The sequence below is a fragment of the Streptomyces sp. NPDC050504 genome, assembly GCF_044458065.1.
Classification (GTDB): Bacteria; Actinomycetota; Actinomycetes; order Streptomycetales; family Streptomycetaceae; genus Streptomyces.
In genome coordinates, this window is record NZ_JBITHO010000007.1 from 398,385 (window position 1) to 415,958 (window position 17,574).

The 17,574-nt window shown below is 72.9% G+C and carries 13 protein-coding genes; 4 read left to right on the plus strand and 9 right to left on the minus strand.

The features are described 5' to 3' along the window. Positions 1-3: 3 nt before the first annotated feature. The gene (locus tag ACIBNE_RS27710) at positions 4-540 is read right to left on the minus strand and encodes a tripartite tricarboxylate transporter TctB family protein (RefSeq protein WP_399276134.1); all 537 of its coding nucleotides are present in this window, start codon (positions 538-540) and stop codon (positions 4-6) included. Beyond that, entirely contained in the window at positions 537-1,520 is a 984-nt protein-coding gene (locus ACIBNE_RS27715; RefSeq protein WP_399276136.1) for a Bug family tripartite tricarboxylate transporter substrate binding protein, read from the minus strand. The genes ACIBNE_RS27710 and ACIBNE_RS27715 overlap by 4 nt, the downstream gene beginning before the upstream one ends. Before the next feature lie 143 nt (positions 1,521-1,663). On the opposite strand from ACIBNE_RS27715, the gene ACIBNE_RS27720 reads away from it, so the two are divergent. Beyond that, the gene (locus tag ACIBNE_RS27720; RefSeq protein WP_399276138.1) at positions 1,664-2,335 is read left to right on the plus strand and encodes a response regulator; all 672 of its coding nucleotides are present in this window, start codon (positions 1,664-1,666) and stop codon (positions 2,333-2,335) included. A gap of 260 nt (positions 2,336-2,595) precedes the next feature. Then, positions 2,596-3,546, plus strand: coding sequence for a lytic polysaccharide monooxygenase (locus ACIBNE_RS27725; protein ID WP_399276140.1), 951 nt, complete (start codon positions 2,596-2,598; stop codon positions 3,544-3,546). Positions 3,547-3,591: 45 nt separating this feature from the next. Here ACIBNE_RS27725 and ACIBNE_RS27730 read toward each other — a convergent pair whose 3' ends face one another. The 3 genes from ACIBNE_RS27730 to ACIBNE_RS27740 all read right to left on the minus strand — a co-directional run bounded on the left by ACIBNE_RS27730 (position 3,592) and on the right by ACIBNE_RS27740 (position 6,359). Continuing rightward, on the minus strand, positions 3,592-4,638 hold the full coding sequence (locus tag ACIBNE_RS27730; protein ID WP_399276142.1) for an LLM class flavin-dependent oxidoreductase: 1,047 nt from the start codon (positions 4,636-4,638) through the stop codon (positions 3,592-3,594). Positions 4,639-4,692: 54 nt separating this feature from the next. Continuing rightward, positions 4,693-5,574 (minus strand): esterase/lipase family protein, encoded by an 882-nt coding sequence (locus ACIBNE_RS27735; RefSeq protein ID WP_399276144.1) that lies wholly within the window; start codon positions 5,572-5,574, stop codon positions 4,693-4,695. A 224-nt stretch (positions 5,575-5,798) separates the two neighbouring features. Then, entirely contained in the window at positions 5,799-6,359 is a 561-nt protein-coding gene (locus ACIBNE_RS27740) for a hypothetical protein (protein ID WP_399276146.1), read from the minus strand. Positions 6,360-6,655: 296 nt separating this feature from the next. On the opposite strand from ACIBNE_RS27740, the gene ACIBNE_RS27745 reads away from it, so the two are divergent. Continuing rightward, positions 6,656-7,690, plus strand: a complete 1,035-nt coding sequence (locus tag ACIBNE_RS27745) for a DUF3533 domain-containing protein (RefSeq protein ID WP_399276148.1) — start codon at positions 6,656-6,658, stop codon at positions 7,688-7,690. A gap of 111 nt (positions 7,691-7,801) precedes the next feature. Here ACIBNE_RS27745 and adhE read toward each other — a convergent pair whose 3' ends face one another. Further along, positions 7,802-10,402 carry a bifunctional acetaldehyde-CoA/alcohol dehydrogenase gene (gene adhE / locus ACIBNE_RS27750; protein ID WP_399276150.1) on the minus strand — a complete coding sequence of 867 codons (2,601 nt, stop codon included), beginning with the start codon at positions 10,400-10,402 and terminating at the stop codon, positions 7,802-7,804. A gap of 229 nt (positions 10,403-10,631) precedes the next feature. Continuing rightward, the gene (locus ACIBNE_RS27755) at positions 10,632-11,822 is read right to left on the minus strand and encodes a TrmB family transcriptional regulator (protein WP_399276152.1); all 1,191 of its coding nucleotides are present in this window, start codon (positions 11,820-11,822) and stop codon (positions 10,632-10,634) included. 149 nt (positions 11,823-11,971) lie between these two features. Between ACIBNE_RS27755 and ACIBNE_RS27760 the strand changes: the two genes are divergently transcribed. Continuing rightward, on the plus strand, positions 11,972-14,746 hold the full coding sequence (locus ACIBNE_RS27760) for a M4 family metallopeptidase (protein ID WP_399276155.1): 2,775 nt from the start codon (positions 11,972-11,974) through the stop codon (positions 14,744-14,746). 90 nt (positions 14,747-14,836) lie between these two features. Here the strand turns inward: ACIBNE_RS27760 and ACIBNE_RS27765 are convergent, their stop codons facing one another. Both ACIBNE_RS27765 and ACIBNE_RS27770 read right to left on the minus strand, forming a co-directional pair. Continuing rightward, positions 14,837-16,570 carry a dipeptide ABC transporter ATP-binding protein gene (locus ACIBNE_RS27765; protein WP_399276157.1) on the minus strand — a complete coding sequence of 578 codons (1,734 nt, stop codon included), beginning with the start codon at positions 16,568-16,570 and terminating at the stop codon, positions 14,837-14,839. Further along, positions 16,567-17,562 carry an ABC transporter permease gene (locus ACIBNE_RS27770; protein WP_399276159.1) on the minus strand — a complete coding sequence of 332 codons (996 nt, stop codon included), beginning with the start codon at positions 17,560-17,562 and terminating at the stop codon, positions 16,567-16,569. The genes ACIBNE_RS27765 and ACIBNE_RS27770 overlap by 4 nt, the downstream gene beginning before the upstream one ends. Positions 17,563-17,574: the final 12 nt, after the last annotated feature.

The following is a 17,574-nucleotide window of genomic DNA, read 5'->3' on the forward strand; positions in this document are numbered from 1 at the left end:
CGGTTAGAGCACCCCCATCAGCGGGCCGCCGGGGAGCGGGACCCCGAGCAGGTTGTCGAAGACGAAGTAGGCGAGGAGGGAGAGCCCGGCGGCGATCAGCGGGTCGCGGTCGAGGTGGCGGCTGCCGAGCGCGAAGGCCGCGCCCCAGAAGAGCAGGGCGCCCGCGATCGGGAAGCCGAGCGGGTCGATGAGGACGGCGAAGCCGAGGAAGACCCCGGTGAGCAGCAGGACCGTGCGCCAGTCGGCGGGTTCGGCGAGGTCGACGTCCTCGCCGCCCTCGGCCTCGCCCCGGCCGCCGCGCAGCACGTCGACGGCGAGCAGCACGGCGACGAGCAGCAGGCCGGCGCCGACGACGATCGGCACGGTCCTGGGGCCGACGGGGCCGCGCTGGGCGACGGCGACGTCCATGGTGAGGGCGTCGCCGAGGACGAGGCAGCCGAGCGCGAGCAGCAGGACGCCGACGCCGAGTTCGGAGTGGTCGCGCAGCCAGGCCTTGGCGGTGGCCGTCTCGGGCGCATCGCCGGATTCGGGGGCGGTCACAGTCCCAGCTCCTTCAGTACGGTCTCCACGCGCTCGTTCTGCGCTTCGAGGAAGTCCCCGAACTCCTCGCCGGTGAGGAAGGCGTCGCTCCAGCCGTTCTTCTTCATCGACTCGCGCCACTGCTTCGACGCGTGCAACTTCTCGACCAGCGCGATCAGCTTGTCCCGCTCGGCGTCCGTCAGGCCCGGCGGTGCGACGATGCCGCGCCAGTTGGTGAACTCGGTGTCGAGTCCGGCCTCGCGCAGCGTCGGCGCGTCCAGTCCAGGCACCCGCTCGGGGCCGGTGACGGCGAGCAGCCGCAGCTCGCCCGCCTCGATCTGGTCGAGGTACTCGCCGACGCCGGAGACGCCGAAGGCGACCTTGTTGCCGAGGATGGAGGCGAGGAGTTCGCCGCCGCCGTCGAAGGGGATGTAGTTGACGTCCCTGGGCGCGATCCCGGCGGCCTTGGCCATCAGCATCGGCGCGAGGTGGTCGGGCCCGCCGGGCGACGAGCCGCCGCCGACGGGCACCTTGCCCGGGTCGGCCTTCCAGGCGGCGAGCAGGTCGCCGATGGTCTTGTACGGGGAGCTCTTGGACACCACGACGATGTCCTGTTCCTCGGTGAGCCGGGCGATGGGGGTGGTGTCGGCGAGGGTCTTGGGCGCCTTGTTGGTGTGTACGGCTCCGACGACGCCGAGGCCCATGGACATGGCGAGCTTGCCGTTGCCGTGCTCGCCCGCGAGCCGGGCCAGGCCGACGGTGCCGCCTGCGCCGGGCAGGTTGAACACCTCGATGCCGTGGGTGAGTCCGGCGTCCTCGGCGTTCTTGGCCGCGGTGCGGGCGGTGATGTCGTAGCCGCCGCCGGGGGTGTTGGGGACCATGAAGCGCAGGCCGGGGATCTGCGTGCCGGTGTCGTCGCCGCTGCCCGTGGAGAGCAGCGGCGGTCCCACGAGCACGAGCAGCGCCGCCCCGGCCATCGCGAGCGGGGTGCGAAAACGCACGTGAGCCGCCTCTCGAAGGGGGAAGGAGGGGGTTTCCAGGAGGATGTGAGGTGGCCCACATGTTGCCTGCGCGTTAAGAACCTGTCTCCCTTCCGCAACCAACGGACGTTGTGGTCGTTGTGGTCGCGCCCTAGCGTGTGCGCGTGACGAAAGTGCTGGTGGTGGACGACGACTTCATGGTCGCCAAGCTGCACAGCCGCTATGTGTCCGCGACGCCCGGGTTCACGGTCGTCGGGGTGGCGCACACGGGTGCGGACGCGCTGCGCGCGGCCGGGCGCCTGCGTCCCGACCTGGTGCTGCTCGACATCTACCTGCCCGACATGGACGGCATCCGCGTGCTGCGCGAGCTGCGCGGGGCGGGGCTCGGGGTGGACGCGCTCTTCATCACGGCGGCGCGGGACGCGGGGACGATCCGCTCGGCGCTGCGCGCGGGGGCGCTGCACTACTTGATCAAGCCGTTCAACCAGGCCGCGCTCCAGGAGCAGTTGCGGCACGCGGCAGCGGTACGGGGGCGACTGGACGCGCTGGACGAGGCGCGCCAGGAGGACGTCGACCGGATCTTCGGCGCCCGCCCGCCGGGCTCGCGCGAGCTGCCCAAGGGCCTCGCGGCGCACACCGCGGAGCTGGTGGAGCGCGCGCTGCGGGAGCACCCCGAGGGGCTGTCGGCGACGGAGTGCGCCCAGGCGGTGGGGTCGCTGTCGCGGGTGAGCGCGCGCAGGTACCTGGAGTACTTCGCGGAGACGGGCCGCGCGGTGGTGACCCTGCGGTACGGCGGCACGGGCCGCCCGGAGCGGCGGTACGCGCCGGGGGCGTGAGCGGCGCCCACGGGGGGGCGGGCCTACGTGCGGGGCGGCCGCGCCGCACGGGGGCCCGCACGGGCGGCCGCGTCCCCGGCCCTCGTGACCCCGCATCCTCAGCGGTCTCTTACCCCTGCCTTAACGCGACCATAAAGATCGCCGCCGACCGGTCTTCGCCGTCGGTTCGGCGCCTTCACCGGGCTAGCTTGCTGATCGCCGGACCCCCCACCTCGCGTCCGGCACTCCCCCGTTCTCCCCGTCGAAGGAGTTCCGCTCCCATGGCCGCACGCCGCCACGTCGCCCGCCTCGCCCCGCTGACCGCCGTCCCGTTCGCCCTCGGCGTGCTCACCGCGCCGCCCGCCGCCGCGCACGGCACGATGACCGATCCGGTGAGCCGGGTCTCCGCGTGCTTCGCCGAGGGGCCCGAGAGCCCCGACTCCCCCGCGTGCAGGGCCGCGGTCGCGGTCGGCGGCACGCAGCCGCTCTACGACTGGAACGAGGTCAACATCGGCGACGTCGCGGGCGCGCACAAGGCACGCATCCCGGACGGGAAGCTGTGCAGCGCGGGCCGCGCCAAGTACCGGGGGCTCGACCTGCCCCGCACCGACTGGCCCTCGTCGAAGCTGGCCGCGGGCAAGCACACCTTCCGCTACCGGGCGACCGCCCCGCACCGGGGCACCTTCTCGCTGTACGTCACCAAGGACGGCTACGACCCGTCGAAGCCGCTGAAGTGGTCGGACCTGGAGGAGCAGCCGTTCGCGGAGGCCACCAACCCGAGACTGGAGAGCGGCGCGTACGTCATCGAGGGCACCGTCCCGGCGAAGAGCGGGCGGCACCTCGTGTACTCGATCTGGCAGCGCTCGGACTCCCCCGAGGCGTTCTACACCTGTTCCGACGTGGTGTTCGGCAAGGACACCGGCGGCGCGGCCGGGGCGCCCGCCGCGGCCGCGCCGAGCGACGAGGAGATAGCGGCGGGGGCCGGGAAGTCGACGGTCGACCACCAGGGGCACGGCGGTGACGCCCCGGCGGAGCACGGGGCGGGGCACGGCACGCAGGTGGCCGCGGCGGTGCCCGTCCCCGCGCCCGGGGCGAAGGGCGGCGCGGAGCACCTCGCCGCGACGGGCGGCGACTCCGACACCGCGTACTACGCCGTCGGCGGTGTCGCGGCGCTCGCGGCGGGCGGCGGACTGATGTTCGTGACGGTGCGCCGCAGGCGGTCCGAGGCGTGAGCGGCGGGTGGTCGCCCCGGACGTCCGGGGCGACCGCCCTTTCCGCTAGGCCCAGTCGGGCATGATCCGGTCGTGGATCAGGCGCAGCTGGGCGTCGGCGTCGGCGACCGGCAGGTCCCGTCCGGTGAACGCCTTCACCAGGGCGCTGTCGGTGATCGCACAGATCATGTGGTTGACGCCGCTGGGCTCGATGTCGCGGCGGATCTTCTCCAGGCACTCCTCGGGGGTGCCGGACACCGACAGCTTCTCGGCGACCTCGGGCGAGGTCAGTTCGATGCCCCGGGCGAGGTCGCCCGCGCCGATGGCGTCGATGACCGGTTTGAGCTCGGCCGGGTCGACGCCGTTGCGCCGCAGTTGCTCCTCGGGCATCGACGAGGCGTAGATGCCGACCATGGAACGGGCGGCCTCCTTGGCCCGTGCGGAGTCGGGGTCGGTGGCGAAGACCACCCACGCCCCGATGTCGAGCGTCCGCCAGTCCTTGCCCGCGCGCTCGGCGCCTGCCTTGATGTGGTGCACCGCGTAGTCGTACGCCTCGCGGGTGTAGCTCAGCGCGTGGTGGCAGCCGTCCGACAACTCCCCGGCCGCTTCGAAGGACTTGGGGCCCCGCATGGCGCCGAGCTTGACGGGAAGGCGGTCCTGCACGGGCCGCGCGAAGGTGAACAGGCCGTCGTACGTGAAGAATTCGCCGTCGTACGTGATCGTGCCCGCGTCGAGGAGGGTGCGGATGACGTGCAGCGCCTCCTTGGTCCTGGACAGCGGCTTCTGCCGGGACCAGTCGATGCCGTACTGCGCGAGGAGCCCGAAGTTCCCGCTGGAGATCACGCCTTCGGCGCGGCCGCCCGACAGTTCGTCGAGGGTGGCGAGCGCCTGGGCGATCAGCGTGGGCTCGCGCAGCACCACGGAGGACAGGCTGGGCCCGAACCGGATCCGGTCCGTCTGGCCGGCCGCGGCCGCGAAGAGCAGCCACATGTCCTTGTGCCAGGTCTCGTCGGCCGCGTAGCAGGCGTGGAAGCCGAGTTCGTCGGCGAGCCTGATCGAGGCGAGCGAGTCCTGGAGGGGTCCGTCGGGGAGCATCACGTAGCTGAACTTCACAGGTCGCCTTCCCGTAGCTGTGACCTCGGCCGGAGCCGCCGGTCAACTGTCGGTTCAGCTTAGGCAGTTGGACGGCGTCGCATGGGCGGGATCGAGGGCGTTGGCCACTTCGTGGTGGGCGACGCGGTCGCTGACGCCGATGGCGAGGTGCTCGGCGATGTCGATGGCGCAGCGGTCCTGGAGCAGGATGTTCCTGACGTTCGGCCCGTCGAGGAACTGGCTGCGGTACGGGGTGACGACCTGGTCGTAGCGGGTGGAGATCACCGTGTACGCGACGCCGGGGACGGTGTCGCCGCCCGCGTTGAGCCGGGTCAGGAACGCGGAGCCCTGGATCTGGTCGGCGAGGGCGGGGGTGGCGGTGGTGAGCAGGTCCTCGGCGCCGGGGAAGTACGGCAGCAGTTTGGTGAGCCCGAGGAGGGTGGTGCCGTGGTTGTCGGGGGCGAGGCCCACGAGGGCGTTCACCTTCGCGGCGCCGCCGAGGAACTTCAGGTAGTGGCGGGGCATCATGCCGCCCTGGGAGTGTCCGACGATGTCCACCTTGGCGGCACCGGTCGCGGCCAGCACCTTGTCGACGAAGACGTCGAGCTGCCCGGCGGACTCGGCGATGGGGCCCAGGCCGTGGAAGAAGGGGACGCCGGGGAGCCGGCCGTAGTCGAGGGAGTAGACGCAGTAGCCGCGCCGCACCAGGTAGGGGGCGAGGACCAGCCAGTTGTCGACGGAGTTCCCGAAGGTGCCGTGGACGAGGACGACGGGGCGGGGGTGGGCGGCGGACGGCTCGCAGGAGTAGTCGTTCCACCCGCTGGTGGTGGACGCGGCGGCGGGGGCGGGGGCAGGGGTGGGCGCCGCCGTGACGGCGGCGGTGGGGAGCAGCAGCGTGGCGGTCGCGAGCAGCAGGACGCTGAGCGTCCGCGCGGCGCGCCGGTTCCAGGACGGCATCGGTCGGTCTCCTTGCGGCTCAGTGGGGTGAGGCATGGGGATAGAGACGTGGAGTGCGACCTGCGGCCCGGACCACAGCTTTGATGTGCATACGACAAGCTACGGACGAGTAGCCGGTACGGGAAGTTACGCGTCGGTAAAAAGTCCCCGCACGACAGGAAGCTGCCGTACGGGGACGCGGGACGCCACGGGAGGGCGCCCGAACGGGTTTCCGTCGTGCCGCTCTAGCAGGGACTGAGGTGGTAGACCCAGCCCCAGGGGGCGTGGGCGTCCGAGGTGCCGCCCGGGGTGGTCCAGCCGACGTTGCCGTTGACGTCGTAGAACTTGGCGATCAGCGCGGCCCGCTGGTTGCTGATCCAGGAACCGGTGCCGGTCCAGGGGATGTAGGTCTTCACGCCACAGGTGAAGAGCATCAGGCCGTCACCGGTGAAGTTCTCCCCGGGCCAGGCGCACATGTAGGTCCACGGACAGGAGGCGGCGGCGGTCTTCGACCCGGGCACCGAAAGGTCGCGCCCCCGCTCCTCGCCGGGCAGCGTCAGGAGCAAGGTGCCCCCGCCCAGGTCGATCTTGTTGATGGCGACCTGTCTGCCGCCCGTCTTCGCCAGGTACCCGTCCACCCTGGCCTGAAGGCTCCTGGCCTGTGCGGCGGTGAGACCCGCTTCTCTCGCCTGGGCCGCGAAGGCGCGGCCCCCGTCGTCGCGCGGAGCGGACGCGGCCCCTGCCGCGCCCGTGGTGCCCACCAGGGCCAACAGGGCCGTCAACAACGCGACGGCGATCTTTCCCAATGCGGAGGACCTGGAGCTTCTGGTGCCTGTCACCGAGTCGCCTCTCTGCCGGTCGTTCCCACGGATGGGGGCGGGCGTCGCGCGGCGGCGGATTCCCGACAGCCGCCACGCGTCGCCCCGGCACCGATTATCGACAGCGCGTCGGGGCGCGGGATTGGCCCAGCGTGCGCACTTCCTTGGCCTGGAGTGCGATCCCGCCGCAGAAGAGGCGCGGGCCCCGGCGAACACCCCAGCCCCGCTCAGCCATTCGGCCCTCCCCACCTGCGCCGACGTCCCCCACCCCCGAGCGTGGACGCATGAGCTTCGTCGATGAGCTGAAGACCGCCGTCACCCCCCGCGCCGCCCTCCTCGTCGTCGGCGTGCTCGCCCTGCAACTGCTCTTCATCGCCTCCTACGTGGGCGCCCTGCACAGCCCCAAGCCCAAGGACGTGGCGTTCGGCGTCGTCGCCGCCTCCCCGGCCGTCGCCGAACAGCTCTCCGAGAAGCTCGGCGCGCTCCCCGGCGACCCGCTCGACCCGCGCGTGCTCGCCGACGAGGCAGCCGCGCGCCGACAGATCCTGCACCGGGAGATCGACGGCGCGCTGCTGTTCGACACCAAGGGCACCGAGGACACCCTGCTCGTCACCTCAGGCGGCGGCGCCGCGCTCGCCCACGCGCTGGAGACCATGACCGCGAAGATCGACGCCACCCAGCAGCGCACCTCGAAGGTGGTGGACGTGGCGCCCGCGTCGTCCGAGGACTTCAACGGGCTCTCCGCGTTCTACCTGGTCGTCGGGTGGTGCGTCGGCGGATACCTGTGCGCGTCGATCCTGGCGATCAGCGCGGGCGCGCAGGCCTCGAACCCGCAGCGCGCGATCATCCGCCTCGGTGCCCTCGCCGTCTCCGGCATCCTCGGCGGGCTCGGCGGCGCGATCATCATCGGGCCGGTCCTGGGGGCGCTGCCGGGCAGCGTGATGGGACTGTGGGCGCTCGGCGCGCTCGTCGTCTTCTCGGTCGGCGCGGCCACGCTCGCGCTCCAGGCGCTGACCGGGATCGTGGGCATCGGGCTGGCGATCCTGCTCATCGTGATCGCGGGCAACCCGAGCGCGGGGGGCGCGTTCCCCGCGCCGATGCTGCCGGACTTCTGGCGGGTCATCGGGCCCGCGCTGCCGCCGGGTGCGGGTACCTGGGCGGCGCGGTCGATCGCGTACTTCGAGAGCAACGCGATCTCCGGGGCGCTTCAGGTGCTGGTGATCTGGGGGATCGTGGGGTCGGTGGTGACGTTGGTGATGTCGTCGCGGCGGAAGCGGGACGACGTGGACGCGCTGCTCGCCGAGGCCCGCAAGTCCTAGCGGGAGCGGGTGCGGACCCGCGGGCCGGTGGAGGCTTGCTCGCGCGGTTCCCCGCGCCCCTGAAGGGGCGCGGGGAACCGCGCGAGGGTGGGGCACACGCCGCGCGTACCCCTACTCCCCGCCCCCGTAGTACGCCTGCCGCATCAGCCGTGTCATGTCGTCGATCATCGGCATCCGCGGGTTCGCCGGTGCGCACTGGTCGGCGTACGCGTTCATCGCCTGCTGCGGCAGCGCCGCCAGGAAGGCCGCCTCGTCCACCCCCTCCTCCCGGAAGGAGGCCGGGATGCCGCACCGCGTGCGCAGGTCCTCGACCGCGCGGGCGTAGGACTCCACGCCCTCGTCGGGCGTCGCCGCCGGCAGGCCCAGCGTGCGGGCGATCTCCTGGAAGCGCTCGGGCGCCCGGTAGACCTCGGCCTTCGGCCAGGGCGTGGCCTTGCCGCTGACCTGGCCGTTGTGGCGGATGACGTGCGGCAGGAGCAGCGCGTTCGTCCGGCCGTGCGCCACGTGGAAGGTGTTGCCCAGCGTGTGGGCCATCGCGTGGACCAGGCCGAGGAACGCGTTGGCGAAGGCCATGCCCGCCACGGTCGACGCGTTGTGCATCTTCTCCCGCGCCTCGGGGTCGTCCGCCCCGCCGACCACGCACCGCTCCAGGTTCTCGAAGACGAGCTTGATCGCCTGGAGGCAGAGGCCGTCGGTGTAGTCGTTGGCGTAGACCGAGACGTACGCCTCCGTGGCGTGCGTCAGCGCGTCGAAGCCGGAGTCGGCGGTGACCTTCGCGGGCAGGCGCAGCGGCAGCACGGGGTCGACGATCGCCACGTTCGGGGTCAGCGCGTAGTCCGCGAGGGGGTACTTCCGGGCCGCGGCCGGGTCGGAGATCACCGCGAAGGGGGTGACCTCGGAGCCGGTGCCCGAGGTCGTCGGGACCGCCACCAGCTGGGCCTTCGCGCCGAGCCCCGGGAACTTGTAGGCGCGCTTGCGGATGTCGAAGAACTTCTCCTTCGTGTCCGCGAACTCCACCTCGGGGTGCTCGTACATCAGCCACATGATCTTCGCCGCGTCCATCGCCGAGCCGCCGCCCAGCGCGATGATCGTGTCCGGTTCGAAGTCCCGCATCAGCGCGGCACCGGCCCGCACGGTCGCCAGCTCCGGGTTCGGCTCGACGTCGTCGACGACCTGGACGGCGACGGGCGAGGGCCGCGCCTGGAGGATGTCGGTGACCTTCCGTACGAAGCCCAGCTCGCCCATCGTCCTGTCGGTGACGATCGTGACCCGCTCCAGGCCCGGCATCTCGCCGAGGTAGCGGATCGCGTTGCGTTCGAAGTAGATCTTCGGCGGGACCTTGAACCACTGCATGTTGTTGTTGCGCCGTCCGATCCGCTTGACGTTGACGAGGTTCACCGCGGTGACGTTGTCGGAGACGGAGTTGTGGCCGTACGAGCCGCAGCCCAGCGTCAGCGAGGGCAGGAAGGCGTTGTAGACGTCGCCGATCCCGCCGAAGGTGGAGGGCGCGTTGACGATGACGCGGACCGCCTTGACCCGCCTGCCGAACTCCTCCGCCAGTTCCTCGTCCTCCGTGTGGATCGCGGCGCTGTGCCCGAGGCCGTGGAACTCGACCATCCGCGCGGACAGTCGGAGCCCGTGTTCCGTCGAATCGGCCTTGAGCGCGGCCAGTACGGGCGAGAGCTTCTCCCGGGTCAGCGGTTCGTTCTCGCCCACCTCGGCGCACTCGGCGAGCAGGATCGAGGTCCCCTCGGGCACCTCGAAGCCCGCCTGCCGGGCGATCCACCGCGGCGACCTGCCGACGACGTCCGCGTTCAGCTTCGCGCCCGAGCAGTTGGCGGCGAACGCCGTCGTGCCGAAGACGTACTCCTCCAGCTTGGTCTTCTCGGCGGACGTCAGCACGTGCGCGCCGAGGCGCTCGAACTCCGCGACGCCCTCGTCGTACACCTCGCGGTCGAGGACGACGGCCTGTTCGGACGCGCAGATCATGCCGTGGTCGAAGGACTTCGAGAGGACGATGTCGTGGACGGCGCGGCGCAGCTTCCCGCTCCTGGTCACGTACGCGGGCACGTTGCCCGCGCCGACGCCCAGCGCCGGCTTGCCGCACGAGTACGCGGCCTTGACCATCGCGTTCCCGCCGGTGGCGAGGATGGTGGAGACGCCCGCGTGGTTCATCAGGAGGCCGGTCGCCGCCATCGAGGGTTCCTCGATCCACTGCACGCACCCCTCGGGCGCGCCCGCCTCGACCGCCGCGTCGCGCACGACGCGGGCGGCCTGGGCCGAGCACTTCTGGGCCGAGGGGTGGAAGGCGAAGACGATCGGGTTGCGGGTCTTCAGCGCGATCAGCGCCTTGAAGACGGTCGTGGAGGTGGGGTTGGTGACCGGGGTCATCGCACAGATGACGCCGACCGGCTCGGCGATCTCGGTGATGCCGTTCAGCTCGTCGCGGTTGATGACGCCGACGGTCCTGAGCCCCGCCATGGAGTGGGTGACGTGCTCGCAGGCGAAGAGGTTCTTGACGGCCTTGTCCTCGAACAGGCCGCGCCCGGTCTCCTCGACCGCGAGCCGCGCCAGCTCGCCGTGTTCGGCGAGCGCCGCCAGCGACGCCTTCTCGACGATGCGGTCGACCTGCTCCTGGGTGAACGAACCGAACCGGTCCAGCGCGCCCAGCGCCCGCTGGACCAGTCCGTCCACCATCTCGTTGGCCTGCATGGCGGGTGCTCCTTCTCTGCGACCTTTTTCGCTGATGTCTCAATTCGACACCCGCAGGCGCACCCAACAGCTCCGAAAAGGGCCCTGACAGACAGGGAGAAGGTCCCTCCAAGATCGTGAAGATCTCCGAGAAACCCTCCCCCACCTGTGCTTTCTTCAGAGGTACAAAGTCCCTTGCGAGATTGTGAAAGCTTTCACAAAGAATGCGCGAAAAGGCGCTCCCGCCCGTTCACCCCTCTCTTTCCGAAGGACCGAGCCAGCCGCGCGTCGCCGCTTTGAGGCCCGCCTGGAACCGCGTCCCCGCCCCCAGCTCGCCGAGCAGCCCGCCGATCCTGCGCCGCACGGTGTGGACGTGGACGCCGAGCTGTCTGGCGATGGCCTCGTCGCGGAGCCCGCTGGAGAGCAGCCCGAGCAGTTCCACGCTCTCGCGCGGCAGCGGCGAAGGCGGCGCCACCGCCTCCCCCTCCGTGCCGAACGGCAGCGCGCCCTCCCACACCGCGTCGAACAGCCCGGCCACGGCGGGGCGCAGCGGCCCTCCGCTCACCAGCAGCGCGTGCGCCGTCGGGTCGGCGTATCCGCTCGGCGGCAGGAGCGCGGTCCGCCCGTCCACCACGAGGAGCTTGGTCGGTACGGTGGTGGCGACGCGCACCCGCAGCCCCCGCCCCACGAGCCCGGCCAGTTCGCGCAGCCGCCCCGGCCGCGCCAGGGCCTCCTGCCCGAGGACCAGTCGCACCTCGACCCCGCGCGCCAGCAGCGCGTCCAGCACCCCGCGCCCCGGCTCGCCCCGCCCGTCGCCCCCGTCCCCGTCGCTCCCGCCCTCGTCGATCCCGCCCCCGTCGCGCCCGTCCTTCCCTTCGCGCCCCTCCGCCCCCACGGCAGACGCCGTGACGTACGGCGGCCGGTCCAGGATCGACACCCGCTCCCCCGCCCCCGCCAGCAGCCGCTCCACGCGCGCCGCGAGCTCCGCCTCCCCCGTCACCAGCTCGATGCCCGTGCCGCTCGGCGGGGGCGCGGACTCGGCGAGGCGCCCCGCCAGTTCGTCGGCGGTCAGCCGCAGCCGCTCCAGTTCGGCGGCCCTGCGGTGCAGTTCGGCCGCCCTGCGGTGGACGAGCGCGCGCACGGCGGGCCCGGCGGGCACGGGGCGCGGCAGCACGTCCCCGTGCGGCACCGCACCCCCGTACGGCACCGCGCCCCCGTACGACGGCCCTCCGTACGACGGCCCCCCGACCGCCGTCGCCACCGGCCGTACGAACCCGTAGTCCCCCAGCCTCTCCAGCGCCTCCCTGAACTCCCCCTCCGTCATCGACAGTTCGCGGCGCAGCCGGTCGGCCCCCGCCGACCGGCCCCGCGCCAGGGCCCGGTACACCCGCTCGTCGGCGGGGCGCAGGCCCAGTTCCCCCAGCGTCGTCTCCTTGGTCATGGCTCCGATCCTTGGCGCGGACCGACGGCCACACAAGTGGGCATCCACAGTTGTGACCAGCGCTTATTTCTTGATCAACACCTCCGCAACGTCTTGCATGGCCCGGACCCGCACGACGTGCGCGCTCTCGCGCGCTGGAGGGACCCCCCTTGAGCAAGATCCGCAAGACCGGCACGAAGAGCCGTCCCCGTACGGCCGCCGGACCCGCCCGAATATCCGGCGTCGCCGCGCTCGTCGGCGCCGCGTCCCTGCTCGCGGGCACGGTCCAGGCGACCGCCGCCCCGCTGCCCCACGGCCCCGCGGCGAAGGCGCTGCCCGGCGAGGTCGTACCCGGCGAAGGCACCGCGACCCCCGCCCTCGTGGACGGCATCGCCGAGCGGACCCGGGCGACCGGGAACGCCGCGGACGCCGCCCGCGCCCACCTCGCGGGCAAGAAGGACCGCTACGCCATCGCGGACCCGGGCCGCGACCTCGCAGCGCCGAAGACCCTGACCGACGGCGGCGACGAGACGGTCCGCTTCCAGCAGCGCCACCGGGGGCTGCCGGTGCTCGGCGGCCAGTACCTGGTGCGGATGGCCAAGAAGGACGGCGCCCGCGTCGTCACCGGCACCTCCGGCCGGTACTTCACCGGCCTGGACGTCTCCCCGAAGGCGTCCGTCGCCGAGCGGACCGCCGTCGAACGCGCCGTCGCCGCGACCCGGGCCGACCTGACCGAGAAGCTCACCGCGAAGGGCGCGCGGCCCCAGCGGCAGCTGTCCGGCGCGTCCCACGGCCTGATCGTCCTGCCGCAGGGCAAGGGCGTGCTGACGTACCACGTCACGGTCGCGGGCACCGACCCGACGACCGGCGCCCCGGTCAAGGAGGAGGTGTACGTCGACGCCGCCGCCGGCTTCCCGGTGCTGCGCTACTCGGGCATCCAGACGATCCGCCACCCCGGCACCCAGGGCTCGGGCACCAAACTGGACGGCAAGAAGGTCCCGCTGGAGGTCTTCCAGCGTGGCGGCGCCTACCAGCTGCGCGACTACAAGCGCCTCGCGGGCTCCAGCAAGCAGACGCTGACCACCTGGGACGCGACCGGCGTCGAGGCCGAGGCCGCGTCCGGCACCTGGCCCGCGGGCATCAAGGAGGTGGCGTCCCCGAAGAAGGCGTTCGGGAAGGCCGCCACCGCGTCCGGCGCCGTGGACGCGCACTGGGCGGCCGGCCAGGTCTACGACTACTACAAGAAGAAGCACGGCCGCGACAGCCTCGACGGCCGGGGCATGGCCATCAACTCCCTGGTGGGCGTGGTGGAGAACGGCCAGCCGTTCGTCAACGCCTTCTGGGACGGCCAGAAGATGGTGTACGGGACGGGCGACGCGGAGTTCAAGCCGCTCTCCGCCGACCTGGACGTGGTGGGCCACGAGATGACGCACGGCGTCGTCGAGCACACCGCGGGCCTGGTGTACGTCGGCCAGTCCGGCGCCCTCAACGAGGCCGTCGCCGACTACTTCGGCAACGCCATCGACGTCGAGGTCGCGGGCAACGCCAAGTCCCCGAACGCCTCGCTGATCGGCGAGGACCTGTGCCGCACGCAGGGCCCCCGCGCGTGCGCGATGCGCGACCTGAACGACGGCCGCACCACCGCCAAGGACTTCCTCGGCGTCACGTACGGCACCGACAACGGCGGCGTGCACCTCAACTCCACGATCTTCTCCGGCGCGCTGTGGGACGTCCGCGAGGACCTGGGCGGCAAGCTCGCCGACCGGATCGTCTACAAGGCGCTGGGCGAGTACCTCACCCCGCTCGACGGCTTCACCCAGGCCAGGGCCGCGGTCGTGGCCGCAGCCAAGGACCTCGGCGTCAAGGGCGCGCGACTGCGCGCGGTGAACCGGGCGTTCGACGCGCACGGCATCGTCCCCGGCTGGGAGAAGGCCATCGGCGTCGACTCCGACCGGCTCTTCGGCGACGTCAACATCGCGGGCACCGAACCGGGCGCGGGCGGCGGCTGGTGGGCCTCGTCCAAGTCGGACGACGAGGGCGGCGAGCCGTACTCCCTCTACGTCGGACGCACCGACGGCAGGGGCACGCCGAAGATCGTCAGCCCCAACGACGGCCGCTACCACGTCCACCCGGACACCGACGGCACGTCGGTCGCCTGGGCCGCGTACGGCGCGAACGGCGTCGACCTGCTGTGGCGTCCGCTCGCGGGCGGCCCGGTCAGGAAGCTCTGGTCGTCGCCGCGGGCGATCGGCAACGTCCACGTCGCGGGCCGGACCGTGGTCTTCCAGGAGACCGGGCAGAGCGGTCTGCCGCGCGTCGGCTGGATCACGGTCGGCGACCGCGCGCCGCGGTACGCCGACGGGGGCGACTCCCGCGTCGCCACCGCGCTGCCGACGATCAGCGGCACGAAGGTGGCGTACGCCAGGACGCTGGACGGCGCGAACGGCGAGCAGCACCTGACGACCGAGATCCGCGACCTGAAGACCGGCACGAAGACCACGCTGGCGCCCAGGGGCGCGCGCTCGGGCCTCTCCTCGCCCACGCTCAACGGCCGGTACCTCTACTGGCTGGTCGACGACATCGAGGACGACTGGCGGCAGGGCCTGCGCCGCGCGAAGCTCGACGGCACGGGCGTGACCGACCTGGTCCCCGAGCAGAGCGAGAACGCCTACTTCCAGGCGGTCGACGCCTCCGACCAGGCGCTGAACCTCACGCACTGGAAGCCGCGCAGCTGGGGCCCCGTCTGGGTGCCGCTCGCCAACGAGCACCTCACGAAGGTGCTCCAGGCGGACCTGAACGGCAAGAACGTGCAGCGCGTCTCCTGCAACCGCGGCGACCAGATCGGCGCGGCGGCGGACACCGGCAGGCGCGTGGTGTGGCTGGACGGCACGACGGGCCACACGGACCTGGTGACCAGGAACCGCCCGGCGGGCCGCTGCGCGTAGGCGCGCGACGGGGCCCGCGCACCACCCCCGTGGGTGCGCGGGCCCCGTCCTGTTCCCCTTCCCCGTCCTGCCGCGCGTCCCGCCCCGCGCTCAGAGCGTCGCGGCGAGCAGTTCGCGCGTGTACGCGTGGGCGGGGCGCCCGAAGACCGCGTCCCGCCCGCCCGTCTCGACGACCTCCCCGGCCCGCATCACCGCGACGCGGTCGCAGAAGTGCCGTACGACCGCCAGGTCGTGCGAGACGAACAGCAGCGAGAGGCCGAACTCCTCGCGCAGGTCCATCAGCAGGTTGAGCACCTGGGCCTGCACCGACACGTCGAGCGCGGAGACCGGCTCGTCGGCGATGATCAGCCGGGGCCGTACGGCGAGCGCCCGCGCGATCCCGATGCGCTGCCGCTGCCCGCCGGAGAACTCGTGCGGATAGCGCCCCAGGTGCGCGGCCTCCAGGCCCACCTGCTCCAGCAGTTCGGCGGCCCGCTCGCGCCGCTGAGCGGCGTCGAGGCGGGTGTGCACGGTGAGCGGGGTGGTGACGATCTGCTCGACGGTGCGGCGGGGGTTGAGCGAGGCGTACGGGTCCTGGAAGACGACCTGCACGTCCCGGCTCAGCTCCCGGCGCAGCGCGGCGTCGCCCGAGGCCCCCGAGACGTCCCGCCCGTCGAACAGCACGCTGCCCGAGGTGGGCCGCTGGAGCCCGGCCAGCGTGCGGGCGGTGGTGGACTTGCCGGATCCGGACTCCCCGACGAGCCCCAGGGTCTCCCCCTCGGCGACGGCGAGGCTGACGCCGCGCACGGCCCGCACGGGCTCGGCGCGCCGCGCGAAGAGCCGCCGGGATCCGGCGAACTCCACGACGAGGTCCCGGACTTCGGCGATGGCGCGGCGCTCCGCACCCGGGTCGGCGGCGGGCTCCAGGACCCGGGCCGGTGCCGGTGCCGCCCCCTCCCGCGGCACCGGCCCCGCCCCGGCCTCCGGCGCCCGCCCGGACGCCGCGCCCGTCACCGGCGCCGCGTCGTCGACCGTGGGCAGCCGGCTGCCGGGCACCGTGGAGAGCGTGGGCGCCGCCCCGATCAGCGCCCGCGTGTACGGGTGTTCCGCGTCCACGAGCAGCTTCCCGGTCACGCCCTCCTCCAGCACCCGCCCCCCGCGCATCACGAGCATCCGGTCCGTGGTCCCGGCGACCACCCCCACGTCGTGGGTGACGAGGAGCACGGCCGTACCGCTCTCCCGCCCCAGCTCGCCGAGCAGATCGAGCACCTGGCGCTGCACGCGGACGTCGAGCGCGGTGGTCGGCTCGTCGGCCACGACCACGTCGGGCGCGTTCACCAGCGCCGCGGCGATCATGACGCGCTGCCGCATCCCGCCGGAGAACTGGTGCGGGAAGTCTCCCGCGCGCGCCGCGCCGATCCCGACGCGCTCCAGCACGGCGAGCGCCCGTTCCCGCGCCTCGCCGCGCCCCGCGCCCGGGTGGTGCAGCCGGTACGCCTCGGCGACCTGCGCGCCCACCGCGTGGAACGGGGAGAGCGCGGCGAGCGCGTCCTGGAAGACCATCGCGATCCGCCCGCCGCGCAGCCGCCGCAGCCGGGAGTCGGGCGCCCCGACGACCTCGGTGCCCACGACCTCGATCGAGCCGGTCACCTCGGTGCGCGCCGGGTCGTGCAGCCCCATCGCGGCGAGCCCGACGGTCGACTTGCCCGACCCCGACTCGCCGACCACGCCGAGCACTTCGCCCGCCGCCAGCTCGAAGGAGACGCCCTCCACCGCGCGTACCGTGCCGCCGCGCCCGGTGAAGGAGACGGACAGGTCGCGCACCTTCAGCACCGCGTCGCTCATGCCTGCACCCGCACTCTCGGATCGAGCCACGCCACCACCAGGTCGGCGACGGCGACGAAGAGCACCACGAAGAACGCGGCGATCAGGACCGTGCCGAGCACGGTCGGCAGGTCGTTCTGGACGACGGAGTCGACGGCGAGCCTGCCGACGCCGCTGATCCCGAAGACCGTCTCGGTGATGAACGCCCCGCCGAGCAGCGCGCCCACCTCCAGGCCGAGGAGCTGCACGAGCGGGCCCGCGGCGCCGCGCGCGGTGTACTTGAGGTGGGCGCGCAGCGCGCTCATCCCCTTGGCGCGGGCGGTGCGCACGTACCCCTCGTGCATGGTCTCCAGGAGCTGCGAGCGCGAGAGCCGGGCGAAGACGGCCGCGTTGACGAAGCCGAGGACCAGCCAGGGCAGCAGCAGCCCGGCGAGCCAGGCGCCCGCGTCCTCGCCGAAGGGCGTGTAGCCGGGGACGGGGAAGACGCCGGTGGTGTAGACGAGGAGGTACTGGAGGACGTACCCGAGGAAGAAGATCTGGACGCTGGCGCCGATCAGCGTGAAGCCGGACAGCAGCCGGTCGGCCGGCTTCCCCCGGCGCAGCGCGGCGGTGAAGCCGGTGCCGATGCCGAGGACGACGATCACGGCGAGTGCGCCGACCGCGACCGAGAGGGTCGCGGGGAAGCGGTCGAGCACGGCGTCCAGGACGGGCTCCTGGAGCACGTAGGAGTAGCCGAGGCAGGGCGCGGCGCAGTCGACGGGGGTGCCGTCGACGTTGCTGATGGTGCGCCCGGCGACCAGGCCGCGCAGGTAGTCGAGGAACTGCGCGGCGACGGGCTGGTCGAGGCCCATGGACCTGTGGAGCTCGGCGACCTGGGCCCGGTCGCACTGCGGTCCGCAGGCGGTGAGGGCGGGGTCGGAGGGGGCGGCGTAGAAGAGGGCGAAGGTGACGGCGGTGATCACGAGGAGCACCGCCGCCGCCTGCGCGGCCCGCCGCAGGACGTAGCCGGTCATGGTCGGGGCCGG

Coding starts and splice junctions, on each gene's coding strand:
- ACIBNE_RS27745 (WP_399276148.1), top strand. CDS start 6,656: ATGAGCTTCGTCGATGAGCTGAAGACCGCCGTCACCCCCCGCGCCGCC.
- adhE (WP_399276150.1), bottom strand. CDS start 10,402: ATGCAGGCCAACGAGATGGTGGACGGACTGGTCCAGCGGGCGCTGGGC.
- ACIBNE_RS27755 (WP_399276152.1), bottom strand. CDS start 11,822: ATGACCAAGGAGACGACGCTGGGGGAACTGGGCCTGCGCCCCGCCGAC.
- ACIBNE_RS27765 (WP_399276157.1), bottom strand. CDS start 16,570: ATGAGCGACGCGGTGCTGAAGGTGCGCGACCTGTCCGTCTCCTTCACC.
- ACIBNE_RS27735 (WP_399276144.1), bottom strand. CDS start 5,574: ATGCCGTCCTGGAACCGGCGCGCCGCGCGGACGCTCAGCGTCCTGCTG.
- ACIBNE_RS27725 (WP_399276140.1), top strand. CDS start 2,596: ATGGCCGCACGCCGCCACGTCGCCCGCCTCGCCCCGCTGACCGCCGTC.
- ACIBNE_RS27770 (WP_399276159.1), bottom strand. CDS start 17,562: ATGACCGGCTACGTCCTGCGGCGGGCCGCGCAGGCGGCGGCGGTGCTC.